The sequence below is a fragment of the Agromyces sp. NPDC058136 genome, assembly GCF_042884375.1.
Taxonomy (GTDB): domain Bacteria; phylum Actinomycetota; class Actinomycetes; order Actinomycetales; family Microbacteriaceae; genus Agromyces.
Genome location: NZ_JBHVUA010000001.1, coordinates 956229 through 974380 on the forward strand (window position 1 = coordinate 956229; position 18152 = coordinate 974380).

The 18152-nt window shown below is 70.5% G+C and carries 11 protein-coding genes; 4 read left to right on the top strand and 7 right to left on the bottom strand.

Translation table 11 applies throughout. From position 1 onward, the window contains the following. Positions 1 to 81: 81 nt before the first annotated feature. Together rpoC and ACFVTX_RS04555 are read right to left on the bottom strand one after the other, a co-directional pair. Complete coding sequence (gene rpoC, locus ACFVTX_RS04550; RefSeq protein WP_386898366.1) at positions 82 to 3978, bottom strand: DNA-directed RNA polymerase subunit beta'; 3897 nt, start codon at positions 3976 to 3978, stop codon at positions 82 to 84. A gap of 43 nt (positions 3979 to 4021) precedes the next feature. Next, positions 4022 to 7510, bottom strand: coding sequence for a DNA-directed RNA polymerase subunit beta (locus ACFVTX_RS04555; protein ID WP_386898367.1), 3489 nt, complete (start codon positions 7508 to 7510; stop codon positions 4022 to 4024). Positions 7511 to 7906: 396 nt separating this feature from the next. Between ACFVTX_RS04555 and ACFVTX_RS04560 the strand changes: the two genes are divergently transcribed. Next, complete coding sequence (locus ACFVTX_RS04560; protein ID WP_386898368.1) at positions 7907 to 8068, top strand: hypothetical protein; 162 nt, start codon at positions 7907 to 7909, stop codon at positions 8066 to 8068. A 53-nt stretch (positions 8069 to 8121) separates the two neighbouring features. On the opposite strand, the gene ACFVTX_RS04565 is transcribed toward ACFVTX_RS04560, so the two are convergent. From ACFVTX_RS04565 to ACFVTX_RS04575, 3 genes are read right to left on the bottom strand one after another with little or no spacing between them, the layout of a single operon-like run. After that, positions 8122 to 10383: an Ig-like domain-containing protein gene (locus ACFVTX_RS04565; RefSeq protein WP_386898369.1), complete on the bottom strand. Its 2262-nt coding sequence runs from the start codon at positions 10381 to 10383 to the stop codon at positions 8122 to 8124. Positions 10384 to 10442: 59 nt separating this feature from the next. Continuing rightward, a complete protein-coding gene (locus ACFVTX_RS04570) occupies positions 10443 to 10844 on the bottom strand; it encodes a hypothetical protein (protein ID WP_386898370.1) in 402 nt (133 codons plus the stop codon). A gap of 1 nt (position 10845) precedes the next feature. After that, positions 10846 to 11223, bottom strand: coding sequence for a hypothetical protein (locus tag ACFVTX_RS04575; RefSeq protein WP_386898371.1), 378 nt, complete (start codon positions 11221 to 11223; stop codon positions 10846 to 10848). A 239-nt stretch (positions 11224 to 11462) separates the two neighbouring features. Here ACFVTX_RS04575 and ACFVTX_RS04580 point away from each other — a divergent pair, with 239 nt between their 5' ends. Beyond that, positions 11463 to 14135 carry a LuxR C-terminal-related transcriptional regulator gene (locus ACFVTX_RS04580; RefSeq protein WP_386898372.1) on the top strand — a complete coding sequence of 891 codons (2673 nt, stop codon included), beginning with the start codon at positions 11463 to 11465 and terminating at the stop codon, positions 14133 to 14135. Positions 14136 to 14155: 20 nt separating this feature from the next. On the opposite strand, the gene ACFVTX_RS04585 is transcribed toward ACFVTX_RS04580, so the two are convergent. Further along, positions 14156 to 14512 carry a group 1 truncated hemoglobin gene (locus ACFVTX_RS04585; protein WP_386898373.1) on the bottom strand — a complete coding sequence of 119 codons (357 nt, stop codon included), beginning with the start codon at positions 14510 to 14512 and terminating at the stop codon, positions 14156 to 14158. Between the two features lie 104 nt (positions 14513 to 14616). On the opposite strand from ACFVTX_RS04585, the gene ACFVTX_RS04590 reads away from it, so the two are divergent. Further along, positions 14617 to 15384 (top strand): spermidine synthase, encoded by a 768-nt coding sequence (locus ACFVTX_RS04590; RefSeq protein WP_386898374.1) that lies wholly within the window; start codon positions 14617 to 14619, stop codon positions 15382 to 15384. A 79-nt stretch (positions 15385 to 15463) separates the two neighbouring features. Continuing rightward, positions 15464 to 16336, top strand: coding sequence for a spermidine synthase (locus ACFVTX_RS04595; RefSeq protein WP_386898375.1), 873 nt, complete (start codon positions 15464 to 15466; stop codon positions 16334 to 16336). 99 nt (positions 16337 to 16435) lie between these two features. Here the strand turns inward: ACFVTX_RS04595 and ACFVTX_RS04600 are convergent, their stop codons facing one another. Next, positions 16436 to 18124: a glycoside hydrolase family 10 protein gene (locus ACFVTX_RS04600; protein WP_386898376.1), complete on the bottom strand. Its 1689-nt coding sequence runs from the start codon at positions 18122 to 18124 to the stop codon at positions 16436 to 16438. Positions 18125 to 18152: the final 28 nt, after the last annotated feature.

Below are 18152 nucleotides of genomic sequence, written 5' to 3' on the forward strand. Positions count from 1 at the left end.
CCCCCGCCCGCACCCTCCCCCCGGGTACGGCGAAGGGCCCCGGATTCCTCCGGGGCCCTTCGTCTGGAACTCGCTTCGCGCTTAGCTGTAGTTGCCGGGCGTGAAGTCGTCGCTCGAGAACGCGTCGAAGTCGACGAAGCTGAGGTCGCCCTCGCTGAAGGCCGCGTCGTCGGTGAAGATGCGGTTCGGGTAGCGCTCCGCCTTCGCCTCCTCCGTGGCCTCGACCGCGACGTTCCGGTACTTGCCGAGGCCAGTACCTGCCGGGATCAGCTTGCCGATGATCACGTTCTCCTTGAGGCCGACCAGCGGGTCGCTCTTGCCCTCCATGGCGGCCTGCGTGAGCACGCGGGTCGTCTCCTGGAAGGACGCGGCCGACAGCCACGACTCGGTCGCGAGCGAGGCCTTGGTGATACCCATGACCTCCTGGCGAGCCGACGCCGTCTTCTTGCCCTCGGTGAGCGTCGCACGGTTGATCTCGTTGTACTTCAGGCGGTCGACGAGCTCACCCGGGAGCAGGTCGGTGTCGCCGTGGTCGACGACGGTGACCTTGCGCAGCATCTGGCGCACGATGACCTCGATGTGCTTGTCGTGGATCGGCACACCCTGCGAACGGTAGACGTCCTGCACGCCGTTCACGAGGTGCTTCTGCACCTCGCGGACGCCCTTGACCCGGAGGACCTCCTTCGGGTCGACGGTGCCGACGATCAGCTGCTGACCGAGCTCGACGTGCTGGCCATCCTCCACGAGGAGGGTCGAACGCTTGAGCACGTTGTACGCGATCGGCTCGTCGCCGTTGTCGGGCGTGAGGATGACCTTGCGCTGCTTGTCGGTCTCGTCGATCGTGATGCGACCGGGAGCCTCGACGATGGGCGACGCACCCTTGGGGGTACGGGCCTCGAAGAGCTCCTGCACGCGGGGCAGACCCTGCGTGATGTCGTCGGCCGAGGCCGAACCACCGGTGTGGAAGGTACGCATCGTGAGCTGCGTGCCGGGCTCACCGATCGACTGGGCCGCGATGATGCCGACGGCCTCGCCGATGTCGACGAGCTTGCCGGTCGCGAGCGAACGGCCGTAGCACTTCGCGCACACACCGACGGCCGACTCGCACGTGAGGACCGAGCGGACCCGGATCGACTCGACGCCCGCGGCGATGAGCTCGTTGATGAGCACGTCGCCGACGTCGCTGCCGGCCTCGGCGACGACCTCGCCCTTGGCGTTCACCGCGTCAGCGGCGAGCGAACGGGCGAACACCGAGTTCTCGACGTTCGGGTCGCGGACGAGCTCGCCCGCGGCGTCGACCGTGGCGATCGGGAGCTCGAGGCCCTTCGACGTGCCGCAGTCCTCTTCGCGGATGATGACGTCCTGCGAGACATCCACCAGACGACGCGTGAGGTATCCCGAGTCGGCCGTACGGAGGGCCGTGTCGGCCAGACCCTTGCGGGCACCGTGCGTCGCGATGAAGTACTCGGCGACCGAGAGGCCCTCGCGGTAGCTCGAGATGATCGGGCGAGGGATGATCTCACCCTTCGGGTTGTTCACGAGACCGCGCATACCGGCGATGTTGCGAACCTGCAGCCAGTTACCACGAGCGCCCGAGGTCACCATGCGGTTGATGGTGTTGTCGGTCGGGAAGTTCTCCTGCATGGCCTTGGCGACCTCGTCGGTGGCCTTCGTCCAGATCTGGATGAGCTCCTGACGACGCTCGAGGTCGGTCGTGAGACCCTTCTCGAACTGCGACTGCACCTTGGCGGCCTGCTTCTCGTACTTCGACACGATCTCGCCCTTGCTCGGGGGCGTGATGATGTCGGAGAGCGCGACGGTGACGCCCGAACGGGTCGCCCAGCGGAAGCCGGCGTCCTTGATCCGGTCGAGGGTCGCGGCCACCTCGGTCTTCGGGTAGCGCTCGGCGAGGTCGTTGACGATCTCCGAGATCTGGCCCTTGCCGGCCTGGCGGTTGAAGTACGGGTAGTCGACCGGCAGCGCCTCGTTGAAGAGGGCGCGACCGAGGGTCGTCTCCATGAGGAACGGCTTGCCCTGCACGAAGCCCTCGGGCTCGTCGCCCTCGGCGAAGTAGAGACCGTCGAGACGGATCTTCACCTTCGCGCCGAGGTCGAGTTCGAGGTCGCCGGGGCGGTTCTGGTCGAACGCGAGGATGGCCTCGGCGATCGACGAGAACGCGCGGCCCTCACCGTCGGCGCCGGGCTTCTCGGTCGTCAGGTGGTGCAGACCGATGATCATGTCCTGCGAGGGCAGGGTCACCGGACGGCCGTCCGACGGCTTCAGGATGTTGTTCGAGGCGAGCATGAGGATGCGCGCCTCGGCCTGGGCCTCGACCGAGAGGGGAAGGTGCACGGCCATCTGGTCGCCGTCGAAGTCCGCGTTGAAGGCGGCGCAGACGAGCGGGTGGAGCTGGATGGCCTTGCCCTCGACGAGCTGCGGCTCGAACGCCTGGATGCCGAGACGGTGCAGGGTGGGCGCACGGTTCAGCAGCACGGGGCGCTCGCGGATGATCTCCTCGAGGACGTCCCACACCTGCGGGCGCGAACGCTCGACCATGCGCTTGGCGGCCTTGATGTTCTGAGCGTGGCTCAGGTCGATCAGGCGCTTGATCACGAACGGCTTGAAGAGCTCGAGCGCCATCTGCTTGGGCAGACCGCACTGGTGCAGCTTCAGCTGCGGGCCGACGACGATGACCGAACGGCCCGAGTAGTCGACGCGCTTGCCGAGCAGGTTCTGGCGGAAGCGACCCTGCTTGCCCTTGAGCATGTCGCTCAGGGACTTGAGGGCGCGGTTGCCGGTACCGGTGACGGGGCGACCACGGCGGCCGTTGTCGAACAGCGCGTCGACGGCCTCCTGCAGCATGCGCTTCTCGTTGTTGACGATGATCTCGGGAGCACCGAGGTCGAGCAGACGACGAAGGCGGTTGTTGCGGTTGATCACACGACGGTAGAGGTCGTTGAGGTCGCTGGTCGCGAAGCGGCCACCGTCGAGCTGCACCATGGGGCGGAGCTCCGGCGGGATCACCGGCACGACGTCGAGCACCATCGCCGCGGGCGAGTTGCCCGTCGCGAGGAACGAGTTGACGACGCGCAGACGCTTGATCGCGCGGATCTTCTTCTGGCCCTTGCCCTCGGCGATCTGCAGGTGCAGGTCTTCCGCCTCGGCGGCCAGGTCGAACGCCTCGAGGCGCTTCTTGATGGCCTCGGCGCCCATGTAGGCGTCGAAGTACATGCCGAAGCGGTCCTGGAGCTCGTGGAAGACCGAGTCCTCGGGCTTGAGGTCGCCGACCTTGAGGGTGCGGAAGTCCTCCCACACGCGCTCGAGGTGCGCGATCTGCTCGTCGCCCGACTTGCGGACCTGGGTCATCTCCTTGTCGGCGGCGGCCTCGGCGCGCTTGCGCTGGTCGCTCTTGGCGCCCTCGGCCTCGAGGGCCGCGAGCTCCTCCTCCTTGCGCGCCATGAGCGTCGCGATGCGAGCGTCGCGCTGGTCGCCGATGGTCTTGATCTCGAGGCGGAGCTCGTTCTCGAGGCCGGGCATGTCGGCGTGACGGCCCTCGTCATCGACGTCGATCACCATGTAGGCGGCGAAGTAGATGACCTTCTCGAGGTCCTTCGGCGCCATGTCGAGCAGGTAGCCGAGGCGCGAGGGAACACCCTTGAAGTACCAGATGTGGGTGACGGGGGCGGCGAGCTCGATGTGGCCCATGCGCTCGCGGCGGACGGAGGACTTGGTGACCTCCACGCCGCAGCGCTCGCACACGATGCCCTTGAAGCGCACGCGCTTGTACTTGCCGCACGCGCACTCCCAGTCGCGGCTCGGCCCGAAGATCTGCTCACCGAACAGACCGTCCTTCTCGGGCTTGAGGGTGCGGTAGTTGATGGTCTCGGGCTTCTTCACTTCGCCGTAGGACCACTTGCGGATGTCCTCTGCGGTGGCCAGGCCGATCCGAAGCTCGTCAAAAGTCGTTGCGTCGAGCAATTTCTCTCCTTGGAAAGTCTCTGTAGTCGTCTACTGGCCTGGCTTAGATCTCGTCGATGTTCGACGACTCGAAGCGCGCGGAGATGTTGATGCCGAGCTCTTCCGCAGCGCGGAAGGCCTCGTCATCGGTGTCGCGGAGGGAGACCGCCGTGCCGTCGGCCGAGAGCACCTCGACGTTCAGGCAGAGCGACTGCATCTCCTTCATGAGCACCTTGAAGGACTCGGGGATGCCGGGCTCCTGGATGTTCTCGCCCTTGACGATCGCCTCGTACACCTTGACGCGGCCGAGGATGTCGTCGGACTTGATCGTGAGGAGCTCCTGCAGCGCGTACGCGGCGCCGTAGGCCTGGAGCGCCCAGACCTCCATCTCACCGAATCGCTGGCCACCGAACTGCGCCTTACCACCGAGCGGCTGCTGGGTGATCATCGAGTACGGGCCCGTCGAACGCGCGTGGATCTTGTCGTCGACGAGGTGGTGCAGCTTCAGGATGTACATGTAGCCGACCGAGACCGGGTACGGGAAGGGCTCGCCGGAGCGGCCGTCGAAGAGCTGCGTCTTGCCGCTCGAGTCGATCAGGCGCTCGCCGTCGCGGTTGGGGAGCGTCGAGTCGAGCAGACCCGCGATCTCCTCCTCGAAGGCGCCGTCGAACACCGGGGTCGCGACCTTGGTGCCGGGGGCGGCCTCGTGGGCGGCCTCGGGCAGGCGCTTGGCCCACGTCGGCTTGCCTTCGACCTTCCAGCCCTGCTTGGCGACCCAGCCGAGGTGGGTCTCGAGCACCTGGCCGAAGTTCATTCGACCGGGGATGCCGAGCGGGTTGAGCACGACGTCGACCGGCGTGCCGTCCGCGAGGAACGGCATGTCCTCGACGGGGAGGATCTTCGAGATGACGCCCTTGTTGCCGTGACGGCCGGCGAGCTTGTCGCCCTCGGTGATCTTGCGCTTCTGGGCGATGTAGACGACCACGCGCTGGTTGACGCCCGAGCCGAGCTCGTCGTCGTTCTCGGCCGAGAACTCCTTGACCGCGATGATCGTGCCCTGCTCGCCGTGAGGCACCTTCAGCGAGGTGTCGCGGACTTCGCGGCTCTTCTCGTTGAAGATCGCGCGGAGCAGGCGCTCCTCGGCGGAGAGCTCGGTCTCGCCCTTCGGCGTGACCTTGCCGACGAGGATGTCGCCGGGGCGGACCTCGGCGCCGATGCGGATGATGCCGCGCTCGTCGAGGTCGGAGAGCAGGTCGGGGCTCACGTTGGGGAGGTCGCGGGTGATCTCCTCCTTGCCGAGCTTGGTGTCGCGGGCGTCGACCTCGTACTCCTCGATGTGGATCGAGGAGAGGACGTCGTCCTTCACCAGGTTCTGGCTGAGGATGATGGCGTCCTCGAAGTTGTGACCCTCCCACGGCATGAACGCGACGAGCAGGTTCTTGCCGAGCGCGAGCTCGCCGTTGTCGGTCGCGGGGCCGTCGGCGATGACCTCTCCGGCCTCGATGCGCTCGCCCGCGGTCACGATGACGCGGTTGTTGTACGAGGTGCCCTGGTTCGAGCGGTCGAACTTGCGCAGGAAGTAGGTCTGCGTGCCGCCCTCGTCGAGCTGGACCGTGACGGAGTCGGCCGAGACCTCGGTGACGACACCGGCCTTGTCGGCGGTGACGACGTCACCGGCGTCGATCGCGGCGTAGCCCTCCATACCGGTGCCGACGTACGGCGAGTCGCTGCGGAGCAGCGGCACCGCCTGACGCTGCATGTTCGCACCCATGAGGGCGCGGTTCGCGTCGTCGTGCTCGAGGAAGGGGATGAGCGAGGTGCCGACCGACACCATCTGGCGCGGCGAGACGTCCATGTAGCCGATCTCGTCGGCGTGGATCATGTCGACCTCGCCGCCCTTCTGACGGGCGAGCACGCGCTCCTCCGAGAAGTGGCCGTCGGCCTTCAGCGGCGCGTTGGCCTGAGCGACGATGTAGTCGTTCTCCTCCATCGCGGTGAGGTAGTCGATCTGGTCGGTGACCTTGCCGGCGACGACCTTGCGGTACGGCGTCTCGATGAAGCCGAACGAGTTGATGCGCGCGAACGACGCGAGCGAGCCGATGAGGCCGATGTTCGGGCCTTCAGGGGTCTCGATCGGGCACATGCGGCCGTAGTGCGAGGGGTGGACGTCACGGACCTCGACGCCGGCGCGGTCGCGCGAGAGACCACCCGGGCCGAGCGCCGAGAGGCGACGCTTGTGGGTCAGGCCCGCGAGCGGGTTGTTCTGGTCCATGAACTGCGACAGCTGCGAGGTGCCGAAGAACTCCTTGATCGCAGCGACGACGGGTCGCACGTTGATCAGGGTCTGCGGGGTGATCGCCTCGATGTCCTGCGTCGTCATGCGCTCGCGGACGACGCGCTCCATGCGGCTGAGGCCGGTGCGCACCTGGTTCTGGATGAGCTCGCCCACCGCGCGGATGCGACGGTTGCCGAAGTTGTCGATGTCGTCGACGTCGAGGCGGAGGTCGACGGCCTTGCCGCCGCGGCGGCCGGGCAGCGTCTCGCGCTCGTCGTGGAGGGCGACGAGGTACTTGATCGTGGCGACGATGTCCTGCACCGTCAGCACCGAGTCGGTGAGGGGCGCCTCGAGACCGAGCTTCTGGTTGATCTTGTACCGGCCGACCTTCGCGAGGTCGTAGCGCTTCGGGTTGAAGTAGAAGTTGTCGAGGAGCGCACGCGCGGCCTCGGCGGCCACCTGCTCGCCCGGACGGAGCTTGCGGTAGATGTCCTTGAGCGCCTCTTCCTTCGTGAGGATGTTGTCCTTCTCGAGGGTGAGGGCGATCGACTCGTAGCCGGCGAACTCCTCGAGGATCTCCTCAGAGGTGAGGCCGAGGGCCTTGAGGAAGACGGTGACCGACTGCTTGCGCTTGCGGTCGATGCGGACGCCGACCTGGTCGCGCTTGTCGATCTCGAACTCGAGCCATGCGCCGCGGCTCGGGATCACGCGCGCCGAGTAGATGTCCTTGTCGGAGGTCTTCTCGGGGGTGCGCTCGAAGTAGACGCCGGGCGAACGGACGAGCTGCGAGACGACGACGCGCTCGGTGCCGTTGATGACGAAGGTGCCCTTGGGGGTCATGAGCGGGAAGTCGCCCATGAAGACCGTCTGGGTCTTGATCTCACCCGTGAGGTGGTTCATGAACTCCGCGTTCACGTACAGCGGTGCGGAGTAGGTCTTCGACTTCTCCTTGCACTCGTCGATCGTGTACTTCGGAGGCTCGAGCTCGGGGTTCGTGAACGAGAGCTGCATGGTCTCGCCGAGGTCCTCGATCGGGGAGATCTCCTCGAAGATCTCCTCGAGGCCGGTGGTCTCGGGCAGGTCGGTGCGACCTGCGGCCTGCGCCTCGGCGAGGCGGGCCTTCCAAGCGTCGTTGCCGACGAGCCAGTCGAAGCTCTCGGTCTGGAGCGCGAGGAGGTCGGGTACCGTGAGGGTATCGGCGATCTTCGCGAACGAGAGGCGGCTTGCACCGCGTCCGTTCTTGGGGGTGGGCGTGGTTGCGTTGCGCGCAGCAGCCAAGTGAATAACCTCCATGGCCCCGTCGGGCCGGTTCACTGTCGGTAGCGGAGAGAGTTCAGTACCCCTCAGACATGGTGCGGACGTCGAAGACCACAGGATCTCGACACGCACGAAGCCGACCGCAATATGAAGGCATGCAGGGTCTGGGAGCGCAAACCTCAACTATATGCGATATGACGCGCCAAGTCCAGCGAGATTCTTGATTTGTTTCGAGATGTCCGGTATATAGCCGGTTCTCGGTGATCGGCGGATGCCACGAGCCCCGGTTCTCCGCGGAATCCGGCCCGCCCCGTGGCATCCGAGCAGGCGCCGCCCGGGTGGTCAGAAATACCCTCCGGGTATTCCTATGATGGACGCGGTCACCTTTTCGACCCCATCGACCCCGGAGGAGAACCCATGTGCCGAGCCGTCACCTGCCGCGAGTGCGGAAAGACGACGTGGGCCGGCTGCGGCCAGCACGTCGACGCCGTGATGCGCGGAGTGTCCCGCGCCGAGCGCTGCACCGGACACGAGCGGGAGCCCTCGACCGGATTCCTCGCCCGGCTCTTCGGGCGCTGAGCACGACGTGCGCCCCCGGCCGGAATCCGGACGGGGGCGCACGAGCCGGACGGCTACCCTGCGGCCCCGCGTCGGCGCAGTCGCGCCGCCACGAGCGCCACGAGACCGAGCAGCAGCGCCAGGGCGGATGCCTCGGCGGCGCCCCGCACCTCGGCGCCGGTGTCGGCGAGCGAGCGGGCGCCGGGTTCCTCGGTCGACGCGACGGCCGCCGGTGACGCCTCCTCGGGCCGCGCGGGCGTCGCCGGAGCCGGCTCGCCCTCGGGCTGGGCGGGGGTCTCGCCCTCCCCATCGGTGGGATCGGTCGGGTCGGTCGGGTCGGTCGGGTCGGGCACCGGCTCCTCCCCCTCGCTGGAGATCACGAACTCGGCCGACATCGAGCCGACCTCGCTGCGACCGTCGGTGATCGAGAACTCGAGCCAGGCCGAACCGTCGAACCCGGCCTCCGCCGTGAACGTGAAGGAGCCGTCCGGCGCCACCTCGGCCTCGCCGTGGCCGAGCGCGTCGTAGGCGACGAGCACCGCGAGCGGGTCGCCGTCGGCGTCCTGGTCGTTCGCGAGGAGTCCCGCGGCGGTCGGCACGGTGATCGTCTGCCCCGCCGGCACGAAGTAGCGGTCGGACGCCGGCACGGGCGGCGTGTTCGGCTCGCCGTCGCCCTGCACGACCTCGATCGTGATCTCCGCTGCGTTCGCGCTCACGAGCCCGTGCTCGTCGCGCACGGTGTAGGTGAGGCGGTCGGTACCGACGAATCCGACCGGCGGAGTGTAGAGCGACCACCCGTCGGAGAGGGTGGACCACGTGCCCATCGGCTGGCCGCCCGAGCCCGCGAAGTCGAGCTCGTCGCCATCGGCGTCGGTGTCGTTCTCCATCTGCGCCGGCGCCGGCACGTACAGCGGCTCGCCCGAGACCGCCGTGTAGTGGTCGTCGACCGCGACCGGCCGGTGGTTGACCGTGCCGTCGCCGACCTGCAGCTCGACGGTCACCGTCCGGCTCGTGTAGGCGTGCTGGTCGTTGACGTAGTAGTGGAAGGTGTCGGTACCCGTGAAGCCGGCCGGCGGCGTGTACGTGAACGAACCGTCGGTCGACCACTGGAGGAGCCCTGCGAGCCCCGTCGTGTCGACGATCGCCTCGAGCAGCTCACCCGCCTCGCCGAGCTCGATGTCGCTGTCGTTCGCGAGCAGCCCCTCGGCCGCGGAGACCGTGCGCACCGTGTCGTGGACGACGCCGTAGACGTCGGCCGTCGCGACCGGCGCCTCCGGAATGGCGTCGGGGCCCGACGGTTCGACGCCGGGCTCGGCCGGGTAGAGCCAGAGCGTGGCGTCGCTGCACGCGACCGTCGTGCACACGCGGTACTGCAGGTAGTGGAGGTCGGGCGCCGAGTCCCCGGCGTCGGCGAGGAACGCACCCCCATTGCCGAGCAGCGTCACCTGCCCGTTGCCGATCTGGTGGCCGTACGGGAACTCGAGCGAGGTCACGATCTGGCCGTCGAGCGCGTCGTTCACGAGCAGGCCCTGGAAGTCGGCGATGTAGAGCGGTGCGCCGGGAGTGAAGAGGTAGGTGTCGTCGGCGGCGACCGGCGGAAGGGCGACCTCGCTGCCGGTCGGGAGCACCTCGATCTCGACGGTCGCCCACTCGCTCTCGAGGTCGGCGTCGCCGTGCTCGTCGCGGATGAGGTACTGCCACGTGACGGTGCCCGTGAAGCCGGCCGGCGGCGTGTACGCGAAGCCAGGGAAGAGGCCCCAGCCCTCGCGGTCGCCGACCGCCGGGTAGGTCGAGTCGACCAGGTTGAAGCCGTCGCCGTCGGGGTCGAAGTCGTTCTGGAGCACGCTCGGCTCGGCGACGCGGAGCGTCGTGTCCTGCACCATCTGCCAGTGGTCGTCGACCGCGACGGGTGCGGTGTTCACCGGGCCGAACGGCTGAGGCTCGGGCAGGAGGGCCTTCGGATCCGGCAGTGAGGGTCCGGACTTCGCTGCGGCGTCGGCCGAGCCGGTCGCGTCGGCGCTCTCCGCGCCCTCCGCGCCCTCCGCGGTCTCGGCGGCATCCGCGGTCTCGGCGGTCTCGGCGGCGTCCGCGGTCTCGGTTCCTCCGGCGGCGTCACCCGGCCCCGCCGGGTCGGTCGGCTCGGCCGAAGGCGGCTCGGTGCTCTCGGTGGGCACAGGCACCGCGGGTGCGGCCGGCAACTCCTCGGCGGCGGCGCCGAGCGGCGCCGCGATCACCGCCGCGCCGATCGCCGCGGCGAGCGCGAGGCTCACGAGGCGGGTCGTCGAGGGTTTGCGGCGCGACCTCGGTTCGGCGGCCGTGTGGTGGTTCAGGTTCATCGTTCTCTCGCTTCGCTGCTGAAGTGGGTACGGCTGATCGGATGGCGCGGACGGCGGGCTCAGGCCCACTCGAGACGCAGGGTCTCGGGGCGGCCCGGCACGAGGCTGACGTCGAGGGTGGCGCCGGGCACGGCCCGGGCGAGGTGGAGGGGCGCGAGCTGCTCGGTGCGGGTGACCGGCATCGGCACCCCGCCCGGCATGAGCACGTGCAGTTCGAGCTCGACGACCGCGTTCATGCCGAGCATCATCGGCAGCTGGCGCGCGTCGAGCACGCTCGCCGTCGTGCGGAGTCGCTGCGCCTCGAGGTGGGGCGCGGTGGCGGCGGGGGTCGTGGCGGCCATGATGCGGCTCGCCTCGGCCATCGAGGCTTGGGCCTGTGCCATGGAGGCGCCGACGTCCATGCGCTGCTGCGCTTCGTGCCCCTGGCGGGTGAGCGTCGCGAGGTCCTTGAGGAATCCCATGTCACACCGCCGCGTAGAGCTCGTTGAAGCGGCGGCCGACCCCGCGGTCGGCCTGGATCCGGGCGCCCCAGCCGGCGGCGGCCGTCTCCCACGCGGCGCCGTCGACGCCGAACATCGCGGCGACGGTCGGCAGCATGGCGGCGTCGTAGCCGTAGGCGGCGATGCCCTTCGAGATGCGGGCGTAGCGTTCGAGGTCGACGCCGGCGATCGGTTCGAGAGTGCCCGGGGCGGCCTCGGCGGTCGTCGCGAAGGCGGCCTGCGCGTTCATCTGCTGCTGGTACTCGGCGGCCTGCGCCTGGAGGGTGTTCGCCTGGTCGATGAGGGCGGGGGCGGCCTTGACCATCTGCGCCATGTCGCCGAACTGCGTGAAGAGACCCATGATCGTGCTCCTGATTCGTGTGCAAGTGATGTGGTGGGCGGGCCGCACGGCCCGATGACACCGAGGTTCCCGCGGGGCGGGTCGGCAGCGGATGGGCAGGGTCTGCTCAATCGTTCCGGCGCGATTACTCAGTCGCGCCCCGCGTTGCCTAGGAGCACCCCCCTTTGCGGGGTACAGCGCGGCGGGCGTGCGAGTCGTACAGTGAATCCACCGACGCACCGACGACGCGAGAGGCGGCGATGGCTCCGAGCGATTCCGCTTCCGCGCACGAGGCCGAGCCGGCGCTCGATCGGCCGTGGCCGCTCGTCGGCCGCGAGGTGCAGCTCGATCGCGCGGCGAGCGCGTTGCGCTCGGGTCAGGCGCGCTCGGTCTTCCTCTACGGTCCCTCGGGCGTCGGCAAGAGTCGCATCCAGTCCGAGGTGGGCGATCGGCTCGCCGACGCCGGATGGCTCGTGCTCACCGCGAGCGGCAACCCGGCGCTGTCCGCGGTGCCCTTCGCGACCGTCGCGCCCGCACTCGCCCGCGGCATCGAGAACCCGACGCTGCCGTCGACGACCGACCCGCTGGCCCTCTTCAGCGCGACGAACTCGACGGTCTCCGAGCTCGCCGCCGGTCGCCCGGCGATCATCGCGGTCGACGACCTCTCCTCGGCCGACTCCGTCTCGGTCGCGCTCATCGCCCAGCTCGTCGCGGCGGGGGCGATCTCGCTCATCGCGACGCTCCCCGAGGGCGAGCCGGTGCCCGAGGGCGTGCTGCCCGTCGCCGGGGCCGCCGACTCGGTGCGCATCGACGTCGCACCCCTCGACCTCGAGGAGGTCACGGAGCTCCTCGCGCTCGCACTCGACGCACCGGTCGCGCACCGCGACGCCGTGGAGCTCCACCGCGCCTCGCACGGCAACCCGCTCTTCCTCCGCGAGCTCGTGATCGGCGGGGTCGAGACCGGTGCGCTCGCCTGGTCGGGCGGGCAGTGGCAGCTGCTCGGCGACCCGGTCGGCACGCCCGCGCTCCGCGACCTCATCCGGGCGCGGCTGCGCAACCTCGGCGTCGAGGAGCGCGACGCCGTCGAACGTCTCGCGCTGTGCGAGCCGCTCGGCATCGACGAGTTCGTGCGGCCCGGTGCGCCCGAAGCGCTCGCCGAGCTCGAACTGCGCGGCATGGTCCGCGTCGACGAGTCGGGGCACGGCATCGCGATCACCCTCGCGCACCCGCAGTACGCGGGCGCCGTGCGCGAGTCGCTCCCCCGCATCCGGGCGATCACGCTGCTCGCCGAGCAGGCCGACGTCGTCGCCGCCGGTCCGATGACCGTCGTCGACGAGCTCCGCATCGCGATGTGGCGGCTCGACGCCGGGCGCCCCTCCGACCCCGAACTGCTGATCCGTTCCGCGGATCTCGCGCGGCGCGCCCATGACCACCGCACCGCCGAGCGACTCGCGGCCGCCGCGATCGGCGCGGGCGCGACCGACGCCTCGGCGCACCTCCTGCACGGCGAACTGCTCTGGTCGCTCGGCCGCGGCGCCGAGGCGCTCGACGCGCTCGCGAACGCCGAGCTCGCGGCGCGCGCCGCCGAGCACCCGGAGGCGGACCTCGCGGCGATCGCCGCGAAGCGGGCCGAGATCTACGGCGGCGATCCGCTCGGCAGCGAACGCGGCATCCGCCTGCTCGAGGAGATCGGGCGCGCCCTGCCCGAGCAGCTGCCCGTGCTGCTCATCAGCAAGGCGACCCTTGTGCTGCACCTGCTGCGCGCCGAGGAGGCGCTCGCGCTCGTCGACGAGGCCGACGGGTACCTCGGCGACAGCCCCGTCGAACGGGCGCTCGTCTCCCTCGGTCGTTCGATGCCGCTCTCGCAGATGCAGCGCTCGGCCGAGGCCCTCGACGAGGCCGAGGCCGCGGTCGCCTACGCCTCGACCGAGGGAGCGCACATCCCGAGGCGTCGCGCCCAGGTGCCGTATGCGTACGCGCTCATCGAGAGCGACCGGTACGACGACGCGCGGCTCACGACGATCGAGATGCTGCACGACGCGATCCGCAACGACGACGAGCTCACCGCCCGGCACGCCGAGTTCCTGATGGGGCGGCAGTTCTGGGCGTCCGGGCGGCTCGACACGGCGACGCGCTGGTTCCGCGACAGCCTGAGCGGCGCCGAACTGCGCGGGCCGGCCTCCTTGCGGGGGCCGTCGCTCGGGTTCCTCACCGTGATCGCCTGCATGCAGGGCGAGCTCGAGCACGCGCGCGAGCTGCGCGGCCGCTTCGAGGCCGGGTACGACCGCGAGGACACCCTCACCGCCCTCTCCGACGCGTGGCTCGCCCGCACCGAGGGCGACTCGGGCGCGGCCGCGAAGATCCTGCTGACCCGGGTCGCGCAGGTGCTGCCGCGCGGGGCGAACCACGTGGCGGCGTCGTTCCTGCACACCCTCGCCCGGCTCGGCTCACGCGCGCACGCGGCCGAGGCCGCCGAGCGGCTCGCGGCGCTCGAACGGCAGACGGGCGCGCCCGAGATCGCGCGCCGGGCCCGGCACGCCAGGGCCGAGGCCGACGCCGACGCCGAGCTCCTCCGCGCCGTCGGCGAGGAGTGGGAGCGCCTCGGGGCGTTGCTGTTCGCGGCGGAGGCCTTCGCCTCGGCCGGTCAGGCGGCACGCGCGGAGGGGCGGGGGCGCGAGGCATCCGCCGACCAGCAGCGCGCCGCCGCGCTCGCGGCCGCCTGCGAGGGCGCACGCACCCCGCTGCTGAGCTTCACCGACGGCACCGAGCCGCTCACCCCGCGCGAGCGCGAGATCGCCGCGCTCGCCGCGCAGGGGCTGAGCTCGAACGAGATCGCGCAGCGGCTGTTCCTGTCGCCGCGGACCGTGAACAACCACCTGCAGTCGACGTACACGAAGCTCGGCATCCGCGGGCGGCGCGAACTGCAGCTCTGAGCCGAGCCGCAGCGCCGGGCTCAGACGCCGACGATCTCGCCGCGCATCCCCTCGAGGCGTTCGCCGACGGTGTTGACGGCCTCCTTCGCGACGCCGAGGTCGGCGAGCGCGGTCATGAGCGAGGCGACGACCCGGTCGAAGGCGTCGTCGGTGATCGCGAGACCGTCGTGGGCTTCGCCGACCGAGCGACCGGTGAAGACCTGCGGCCCGCCGAACGCGGCGGCGAGGAACGCCCGCTGGTGCGCCTTCAGCCGCTCGGTGTCGACGCCGTCGAACCAGGGCGCGAGCTCGGGGTCGGCGACGACGCGGTGGTACATGACCGTGACCGCGGTGCGCACTCCGTCGCTGCCGCCGAGCTCATCGTAGATCGCGTGCATCCGGCCTCCTTCGGCTCCGGTTCCCAGCATGGCCCATCGGTGCGGGACCGCGCCTGAGCAATCGTTGCTCATCCTGGTCGGCGATCTCGTGGGACGATGCTTCCGTGCCGCAGACGCCCCCGCGCATCGAGTTCGAGGCCGACATCTTCTCGTCGACCGGCCTCACCCTGCTCGTCGACGGCACCGCGCAGTCGCACGTCGACCCCGGCGACCCGACGCACCTGTTCTTCGAGTACGTGCGCCGCATCGGGCACGTGATCGACGCGATGGGCCTGCCCGGCGAGCCGCTGCGGGTGCTGCACCTCGGCGGCGGGGCGTTCACGCTCGCCCGCTACGTCGAGGCGACCCGACCGGGTTCGGTCCAGCACGTCGTCGACCTCGACGGCGAACTCGTCGAGCGGGTGCTCGCGCGCCTGCCGCTGCCGGCCGGCGCCGACATCGCGGTGCACGTCGACGACGCGGCATCCGTCATCGGCGCACCCGGCGCGCTCGGGCCGTTCGACGTCGTCATCGTCGACCTGTACCGGCGTCTGCAGGCGCCCGACTTCGTCGAGACGCCCGAGTTCATGGGCGGATGCCTCGCGCTCCTCGCCGCACGCGGGCTCCTCGTCGTGAACGTGGCCGATGCCGAGGGGCTCGCACGCCTCCGCGGGCAGGCCCGGGCCGTCGCGCGCGCCCGGCCCGCGGCCGAACTGCTCGTCGCCGGCGATGCCACGGTCGTCGCCGGCACGGAGGAGGGCAACACCGTGCTCGTCGCCGCACCCGACGGGCTGCCCGAGCGGCTCGCCGAACGGCTCCTCGCCCATGGGCCGCACCCGGCCGAGGTGCTCACCGGTGCTCGGCTCGACTTCGTACTGTGGGGCGCCTGCTGAGCGGCGCCTGCTGAGCGGCGCCTGCTGAGCGGCGCTTACTGATCGGCGGCCGCCCAGCTGCGGCGGGTAGCGTGGGCTCGTGGCATCCCCAGAACCCTCGCTCGAACGCCGCCTCGCCGTGAGCGGGCACCTCGCCCATCTCGAGGAGTCGCGGCAGTCGCCGGGCTCGTGGACCCTCTACGTCGACGGCACCCCGCAGTCGCACGTCGAGATCGAACGGCCCGAGTGGCTCGGCTTCGAGTACGTGCGCCGCATCGGGCACGCCGCCGACCTCGTGCGCGCCGAGGGCGAGCCGATCACGGCCGTGCACCTCGGCGGCGGCGCCCTGACGCTGCCGCGCTATGTCATCGCGACCCGGCCGGGGTCGCGCCAGCAGGTCGTCGAACTCGAGTCGGAGCTCGTCGAGCTCGTGCGCGAGCACCTGCCGCTGCCGCGCGGGGCACAACTCCGTATCCGTCACGGGGATGCGCGCGAGGTCGTCGCGAAGCTGCCCGGCGGGCTCGACGGCGCCGTCGACCTCGCCGTCGTCGACATCTTCTCGGGCGCCCGCACGCCCGCGCACGTCACGAGCGTCGAGTTCTACGGGCTCATCGCGCCGCGCCTCGCTCCCGGCGGCATCCTCGCGGTGAACGTCGCCGACGGCGCCGGGCTGGCCTTCGCCCGCTCGCAGGCGGCAACCCTCGCGCACGTCTTCGCGCACACGGCGATCGCCGCGGACGCGAGCATGCTCAAGGGCCGCCGCTTCGGCAACGTCGTCATGTACGCCTCGAACGAGCCGCTGCCCTTCGACGAGATGCCCCGCCGGCTCGCGAGCGACCCGGCCCCGGCGAAGCTCGTCGAGGGCGACGAGCTCCGCCGCTTCATCGCCGGCGCCCCCATCGTGACGGATGCCACGGCGGTGCCCTCGCCCCCGCCCGCGCGCTCGATCTTCCTGGCGAAGCCGGGGCGCTGACGCAGCGGCGCGCGCGCCGCAGGATCGGAGATCACCACAGGCTCGGAGCGATTCCCCCGATCCGCCCGATCCTGCGGTGATCGCCGAGAACGTGGCGGCTCAGCCGAGCCCGACCTCGACCGTGCGCACCCGGCTCGGGGCGCTCTCGTTCCACACCCGGTCGAGCGCCGTCACCGCGTAGGCGTAGCTGCGGCCCGCCTCCGCCGTGTCGTCGGTGAACCGCTGCACCACGCCGGCCGTCGCACGGACGGTGGCGAGGAGCGCCGTGGCATCCTCGACGTCGATCGCACCGCCGCCCTCGACGCGGTACACGGCGAACGAGGTCGCCCGGCGTGCGGGCGGCGCCGCGTCCTGCCACTGCAGCACGACGCCGGCATCGCTCCGGGCGGGCGGGGTCAGCACGGGAGTCCGGACCGCCGTCGCGGGCAGCCATTCCATGGCCGGGACGATCGCGGGGTGCGCGTAGTGCTCGGCGAGGACCTTCGACATCGAGCCCTGCGGATCGGCCGGCACGTGCTTGGCCGAGAAGTACACGTTGCCGTGCACCGGCGTCCCCGACGCGTCGATCTCACGGCTCATGGTGAGGTGGTTCGACAGCTCGGCCGGGTCGCTGAAGACGCCCGAGGTGACCTTGTAGAGCGCCTCGCCGACGTAGAGGTGCGTGCCGGACGCCGCCGCGACCTCGGCCCACCAGGGCACGAGCTTCGCGTAGTCGGCGACGGCGAGGCCGATCTGCCAGTAGATCTGCGGATTGATGTAGTCGAGCCACCCCTCGAGCACCCACTTGCGGGTGTCGGCGAACTGCATGTCGTACGACTGCGAGCCGCCCGTCTCCGAGCCGAGCGGGTCGGTCGCCCGGTTGCGCCAGATGCCGAAGGGGCTGATGCCGAACTTCACCCACGGCTTCAGCGCCTTGATGCGCTGCGAGATCGACTGCACGAAGATGTCGACGTTGTGCCGGCGCCACTCGGCGACATCGGCGAACCCGGCGCCGTGCGTCGCGAACGTCGCCTGGTCGGGGATCGTCTGGCCGGCGACGGCGTAGGGGTAGAAGTAGTCGTCGAAGTGCACGCCGTCGAGGTCGTAGTGCTCGACCGAGTGCAGGATGGCCCGCTGGATGTGCTCCTGCGCCTCGGGGACGCCCGGGTCGAAGTAGAGCTTGCCGCCGTACGCCCACACCCACTCGGGGTGCACGCGCGCGGGGTGCTCGGGCACGAGCTTCGCCGGGTCGGCCTGCATCGAGACGCGGTACGGGTTGTACCAGGCGTGCAGCTCGAGGTTGCGGGCGTGCGCCTCCTCGACGATGAAGGCGAGGGGGTCGTAGCCCGGGTCCTGGCCCTGCACGCCGGTGAGGTACTGCGACCACGGTTCGAGCGGGCTCGGCCAGAACGCGTCGGCGGTGGGGCGCACCTGCACGAATACGGCGTTGAGGTTGAACTGCTCGGCGACGTCGAGCCAGTGCAGGAACTCGGCGCGCTGCTCGTCGGCGGTGAGGCCCGTGCGGCTCGGCCAGTCGATGTTCACGACCGAGGAGATCCACATGGCGCGGAGCTCGCGCTTGCGCGGACCGGAGGGGAGGCTCGCGGCGCCCGTCAGCGCCTCACCGGTGCCGGCCGCGTGGGCCGGGGTCGCGGCGAGGCTGCCGATCGTCACGGTGAAGGCCGAGGCGGCGACGCCCGCGACGGCGAGCGTGAGGAACCCGCGGCGGGCGAGAGCCGGTGCGGGCATCGAGGCCGGGCCGCCCGTACTGGGTGCGGCGGGCGCGGCGGGCGTGTGGTCGAGGGGCATCGTCGATCCTCCGAGTCATCAGTTTTGG

What these genes read in the sequence shown, in the direction of transcription:
- ACFVTX_RS04585 (WP_386898373.1), bottom strand. Translation starts at nt 14,512, where the DNA reads ATGCACGCGATCTACGATGAGCTCGGCGGCAGCGACGGAGTGCGCACC.
- ACFVTX_RS04570 (WP_386898370.1), bottom strand. Translation starts at nt 10,844, where the DNA reads ATGGGATTCCTCAAGGACCTCGCGACGCTCACCCGCCAGGGGCACGAA.
- ACFVTX_RS04580 (WP_386898372.1), top strand. Translation starts at nt 11,463, where the DNA reads ATGGCTCCGAGCGATTCCGCTTCCGCGCACGAGGCCGAGCCGGCGCTC.
- ACFVTX_RS04600 (WP_386898376.1), bottom strand. Translation starts at nt 18,124, where the DNA reads ATGCCCCTCGACCACACGCCCGCCGCGCCCGCCGCACCCAGTACGGGC.
- ACFVTX_RS04575 (WP_386898371.1), bottom strand. Translation starts at nt 11,223, where the DNA reads ATGGGTCTCTTCACGCAGTTCGGCGACATGGCGCAGATGGTCAAGGCC.
- ACFVTX_RS04560 (WP_386898368.1), top strand. Translation starts at nt 7,907, where the DNA reads ATGTGCCGAGCCGTCACCTGCCGCGAGTGCGGAAAGACGACGTGGGCC.
- ACFVTX_RS04565 (WP_386898369.1), bottom strand. Translation starts at nt 10,383, where the DNA reads ATGAACCTGAACCACCACACGGCCGCCGAACCGAGGTCGCGCCGCAAA.